General features: G+C 58.1%; 2 protein-coding genes and 1 pseudogene. 1 reads left to right on the top strand and 2 read right to left on the bottom strand.

Annotated features, from left to right (window positions below; genetic code table 11):
- A partial coding sequence (gene uvrA / locus WA354_RS08240; protein ID WP_472812523.1) for an excinuclease ABC subunit UvrA occupies positions 1-2,423 on the top strand: 2,423 nt, incomplete at its 5' end.
- Here the strand turns inward: uvrA and WA354_RS08235 are convergent.
- Both WA354_RS08235 and WA354_RS08230 read right to left on the bottom strand, forming a co-directional pair.
- Complete coding sequence (locus tag WA354_RS08235) at positions 2,418-5,102, bottom strand: VWA domain-containing protein (protein ID WP_472812522.1); 2,685 nt, start codon at positions 5,100-5,102, stop codon at positions 2,418-2,420. The two genes, uvrA and WA354_RS08235, sit on opposite strands and share 6 nt — an antisense overlap.
- 81 nt (positions 5,103-5,183) lie before the next feature.
- A pseudogene (locus WA354_RS08230) lies at positions 5,184-5,500 on the bottom strand (aldehyde dehydrogenase (NADP(+))); the annotation flags it as partial.

Genomic DNA, 5,500 nt, shown 5'->3' with positions numbered 1-5,500 from the left:
AGAAAACCGCCGGAAGTGCTGCCGCCGCAACGGCCGTGCTGGAGCCGATGAGCGAAGGCCTGAAAGCTCGGCTGATGGAATTGCGTGGCTCGGGATTCAACCGGCTCTATCAGAACGGGCAAGTTTTTGAGTTCTCCACACCGGAGTCGCTGCTCGAAGTGGATTTCACAGCTCCGCTGTTTGTTCTTCTGGACAGGATTGTGGTCAGCCAGGACAATCGGGCGCGCATCGTCGATGCGGCGGAGATCGCGTATCGCGAGGCTAGCGAGGTGATCTTCGAGGAAGTTCAACGCCCCACGGACGAAGACCTGTCCGCGGGGACCCCGAAACCTCGCGATGAAGGCGCAGAGCGCAAGCGGCACAGGTTTTCCGGCGAATACGAGTGCAAGAGCTGTCATCGTCCGGGCAAGGAACCGGAGCCGCGGCTGTTCAGCTTCAACAATCCGTTCGGTGCGTGTCCTCGCTGCCAGGGATTCGGGAACACGGTGGACTACGATCTAAACCTGGTGATTCCGGACAAGGGGTTGAGCCTGAACGATGGCGCAATCGACCCATGGAATCGCCCGAAGTACCGCTCGTGGTTTACGGAGTTGAAGAAGCAGGCAAGCGCGCTTGGCGTTCCTATGGATGTGCCGTGGCGGGAGATGCGCGAAGGGGCGCGGGAGATTGTTCTGCGCGGAAACGGAAAGTTTGAGGGCGTTCACGGATTTTTCGCGCAGATGGAGCGCAAGAAGTACAAGCTGCACGTGCGCGTGATGCTCAGCAAGTATCGCGGGTACGCCGAGTGTCCGGAGTGTCGCGGGCAGCGGCTGCGCGCCGAGGCTCGCGCAGTGCGGATCAACGGGTTGAACATCTGCCAGGCCGCTGCGCTGACGATTGCCAAGGCGAAGGATTTCTTTGCTTCTCTGAAGCTGACACCGATGCAGGAGGAGATAGCAGGTCCGATTCTGGAAGAAGTACAGCAGCGGTTGAGCTTTCTGGATGCGGTGGGGTTGGAGTACCTGACGCTGGACCGGCTCGCTTCAACGCTGTCAGGCGGCGAAGCGCAACGGATTCAGCTTGCAACTTCGCTCGGTTCGCAACTGGTCGGAACGCTCTACGTGTTGGATGAGCCTTCCATCGGGCTGCACACGCGGGACACGGCGCGGCTGATTCGCATCCTCAAAAAGCTGCGCGACCTAGGCAACACCATCATTGTGGTTGAGCATGATGCGGACGTGCTGCGCTCGGCTGATCATCTGCTCGACCTTGGTCCGGGCGCGGGTGAGTTTGGCGGTAACCTGCTGGCCGAGGGCGTGCTCGCGGAGATTGAGGCGAATCCAAATTCGCTGACAGGGAAGTACCTCTCCGGGAAGATTTCGATTCCGGTTCCGACGCGGCGGCGTGTTCCGGGGCGCGAAAAACTGGTGCTGAAAGGCGCGGAGGCAAACAATCTGCACGGACTGAACGTGGAGATTCCGCTGGGGATGCTGGTGGCCATCACGGGCGTCTCGGGATCAGGGAAGTCGACGCTCGTTCATCAAGTCCTGTATCGTGCGGTGGCGCAGGCACTGGGGCAAACAGAGGGCGGTGATCCTTCCGCAGTCTTTCGTTCCTTGACCGGTGTTGAACGATTGAACGATGTGGTGCTGGTGGATCAGACGCCGATCGGACGGACGCCTCGCTCGAATCCGATTACATACATCAAGGGATTTGACCTGGTGCGCGAGTTGTTTGCCTCCCAGCCGGATGCAAAAAAGCTTTCACTGACCCCGGGACATTTTTCTTTCAACGTGCCCGGTGGCCGCTGCAACACGTGCGAAGGCGATGGAACAGTCACGGTAGAGATGCAGTTCCTGGCGGATGTGGAACTGCCATGCGAGGACTGCAACGGGACCCGCTACCAGGCGAAGATTCTCGAAGTGCAGTACAAGGGCAAGAACATCCACGAAGTGCTGCAGATGACCGTGAAAGAAGCGCTGCGGTTCTTCGCAGGGCAAACGCGCCTTCTCGAAAAACTCGCGGTGCTCGACGAAATTGGTCTTGGCTATCTGCGACTGGGGCAATCAGCCACGACACTCTCGGGTGGCGAGGCGCAGCGCGTAAAGCTGGCGGCACACCTCGCGCAGGTGCGTGCGGCCAACGCGAATGCAAAGCCATCGCAGGCGAGCCGCGTACTTTATATCCTCGATGAGCCGACGACAGGATTGCATTTTGACGATGTGTCGAAGCTGCTCACGGCGTTTCGCAAGCTGATTGATGGCGGCGGTTCGCTCATTGTGATCGAGCACAATCTCGACGTGATTAAGAGCGCGGATTGGGTGATTGATCTAGGTCCGGAGGGCGGCGAAGGCGGCGGGCACATCGTGGCGGAGGGAACGCCGGAGGACGTGGCAGGGAGTTTGCATTCGCATACGGGGGAGTGGCTGGCGAAGGTGCTATGAGGGGCCAGCCTTCTTAGGCTTCTCCGGCTTAGGAATGAAGTATCCGCGCCGCGCCTGGACCTCCAACCCCTCTCGATCTACTTTTACTTCGAGCCGATGATAACTTCCATTGGCCTTTACGCCATCGAGAGGAAGCTCGAGCATGTAGACGACTTCTGGCGCCTCCGTGATGGCCTTGAATCCTGCACGAAGGTCATTGTTGTTGTGAAAGAAAATGCCACCGGTGCCATCGGCGAGTTCTCCCATTGATTGCTCGGCCATCCTCATGGAGCTTCGACGGTACTCCTCAATCTGTCCCGGACTCCTTTTTCGCGTGTCGTCGCTGGCGGTGATCGAACCGATGTACAACCCCCGCGCATCAATCGCGTTGATTGACACGTTAGACTGCACCGCAAGATCCATTACCTGCGACTCCGCGTATCGCGCCTCCTGCTCGATCGGAAGGAAGCCATCGGAAATCAGGAGAAGTGAGCGCTGTCCCGGCAGCGTTGCCATTCTCCGCAGAACTTCTTTGAGCGTCGCGTAAGTAATCAGAACGTCCTGTCTGCCGACGCTCAAGGAGTGCATGGCGGCCGAATCAGCGAGCCTCTCGGCCATGTCTTCAGGTGTTTTAGGGTCGCAAACGTACATGATTTGGTTTACGACGTCTTTGAGGGCCGCGGCATCGCGCTTGTTTTCGATGAGATCCGCCTGGTAGTAGTCAACTTTTGGACAGTCGGCAGTGTCAGTTCGGTAGATTCCCTGAGGCTGGATGCTCATGATCGCATCCTGCAGCCTGGCACGGTCGCGCGTCAGGCCGCTGTTGATTTTTCCGGAAATAGAAACCACGGCGGCAACATCCGAGCCCCTTAACGTCGCGTCCAGGGCATTCGAAGCAGCCTTCTTCACGTATGTCATATCTTCGAAGGTCAAATGCAGATCGTCGAACAGAAGCACGGTAATGCGTTCCGGCAGCACGGACGGTTGTGCTGCCGCATTGCCTTGTGTTGGCGACTGCTGATCGGACTCAGCGCCAATCGCAGCCTGGCTTCCGACGGGGCCACGTCTCTCTACGTTGAACGCAGAAACTGGCCGCGGCTTGCCTTCGTCGAACACCCGGAAATCTTCTTTCTTCAAATTGCCGACAATGTGGCCTTGTTTGTCTCGAACCACGACGGGCACCAGGACGCGGCTAACGTTTAGCTCGATCGCAGGAGCACTGAACTGGGTTTCGGCCTCCGAAGTGGGAGATACAGGTGTATTCGAAGGTGGAGGTGGTTGACTGGCGGTGCTCGTGGCCGTGGATGGCGCGGCAGGCAGTGGAGATGCTGCAGGCGGCGCTTCGGGCACCAAGCCAGTTGCGTTCGTTTGCGTTGCCGGTTCAGACGTCTCCGCCTTCTCCACCGGCGCTGCGGGAGCACTCGACGGCAGATCGACTGAGGGGATTGCTGCCTTCTGCGACACTGGCACGGCAGGAGCAGATTCGGGAGGTGATCTGTGTCCGTCAACAGGCGAAACCTGGTCATTCAGCGCGCTTGTCGTATCCTGTGTCGGCGATAATGCTGATGCAGCCGCCTGCTCATTGAGAATCCGCGACGTTGAAGCGAACATGTGATAGTTGGTGAACAGGTTCTCATTCAACCACTCGGTCGCAACGCCCTCAAAGTTTGTGTCGACGGTGGCGGGCGCTGACGAGAGTGCCAGACTTCGCACCGGGCATATCAACGATTTGCCTGCGATCGTGACCGGACCATACTCCACGAGAATCGCACCGCGTTCAATGGTCGAATTCCCCTTCAAATCGGCCACTAGCGTCACGCGAAGGATTGTCCCCGTAGCTGGATCGATCCACAAAGATCCTTGATAGCCAGGTTTGTTGCGAACCATTGCGGTCGTAGTCATCGCAGCCATACCGCCGGCGTAAGCCCACCGGTTGGAGCCCCCATTATGCTGAATTCTTTCAACGGGAGTATCAATCTCGTAGTGCGATGCTGCCTTGGGGACCTGATAGTGAAATACTGCCATCAAACCCGAAGAGGTCTGTTCCCAGTGGCTCCACGACGTCTTTCCTTGACTGGAATCGCTCAGGACGACCAGGAGTGTGGAACCGAATTCGCCCCAGGTCATGAGTCCGCCTTGCGCAGGCGAGGTTGCGGTCTTGGCGCGTGTCGATAGATTCTCTTTCTCGTTTCGAACGGAAACCTCTGTCTTTGATGTGCCAACCAAGTGCAGCCCAATTCGCTGGAGATATCCTCCCTTCGTCACTTCCTGTGGACTGTCGTCGAAGTTGAAAGTGGTTCGCGTAGCGAGCAGGTTGGGCAGATTCGGTAATGACTGGACTGCATACCTTTTCGCAGCCTCCAGCAACTGTTGCTGCGTTGCCGCGTCAGGTGTGGGTGTGGATGGCAATTCGTTCGCAGGCGGGTCGAGAAAGGCTGACCTGTCTGCCAGCAAAAGTAACGCCATTGCTGGTTGAGAGCCGCTTGCGAATTGCTTGTTCAATTGTGCGAGCGCTAAGTCGGTAAGCCGCTCCGAGAGTTCAATTTCACTGATCTTTCGCGCGATCTCAATATCCGACTTGCGCGCGGCTCTCTCCGTGCCCAGCATTTGCTCGAGTTGCGCAATTGTCAGTCGCTTTGCTGCCCAGGATGGGCACGCCATCATGGGCAGGAAGAACAACGAAAGCAGGATCCACCGCACGCCGCGCTCCAATTCCTCACAACCCCACGCGTTAGTAGACGAACCAAATAAGCAAAGATACGCCCCTCTTGCCCGTTGAGGTCAATCGCATCGCTTGCCGTCGCGGAGTCGGCTAATCCCAAGCGGATTTCCGTCCTGCAGTTCCGGTGGGAGCATCGCCTGTGGGAAGTTCTGGAAGCAGACGGGGCGGGCGAAGCGATAGATCGCAAGGCTGCCGACGGAGGTGAAACGGGGGTCGGATGTGGAGGGATAAGGGCCCCCGTGAACCATGGCGTGTGTGACTTCGACGCCGGTGGGAAATCCGTTAAAGATGACGCGGCCTGCTTTCTGCTCGAGGATATGGATGAGTTCGCGATTGGCGTCGAGGTCCTCTTCATCGCCGAGGATAGTGGCGGTGA

Origin of the sequence: Occallatibacter sp. (genome assembly GCF_049802275.1) — a bacterium.
Lineage (GTDB): Bacteria > Acidobacteriota > Terriglobia > Terriglobales > Acidobacteriaceae > Telmatobacter.
Note: the sequence above shows the minus strand (reverse complement) of the source record. Positions and strands in the feature narration are given on the sequence as shown.